The organism is Pseudomonas juntendi (genome assembly GCF_009932375.1).
Taxonomy (GTDB): Bacteria; Pseudomonadota; Gammaproteobacteria; order Pseudomonadales; family Pseudomonadaceae; genus Aquipseudomonas; species Aquipseudomonas juntendi.
Genome location: NZ_BLJG01000398.1, coordinates 1 through 228 on the forward strand (window position 1 = coordinate 1; position 228 = coordinate 228).

Here is a 228-nt window from a genome sequence, read left to right on the forward strand (position 1 = left end):
AAAGACAAAACCCCTACCTGCATGCGCAGATAGGGGTTTTGCGAAATGAATCTTGACGATGACCTACTCTCACATGGGGAAACCCCACACTACCATCGGCGATGCATCGTTTCACTGCTGAGTTCGGGATGGGATCAGGTGGTTCCAATGCTCTATGGTCGTCAAGAAATTCTGTAGCCAGAATGTCCAGATGGACAGCCCAGCGAATCCGGATATGTGATGTTTGTG

At 49.6% G+C, this 228-nt stretch carries 1 rRNA gene; it reads right to left on the reverse strand.

The annotated features are described in order from the left end of the window. Nucleotides 1–50: 50 nt before the first annotated feature. Nucleotides 51–166, reverse strand: a 5S ribosomal RNA gene (gene rrf, locus GYA94_RS26295). Nucleotides 167–228: the final 62 nt, after the last annotated feature.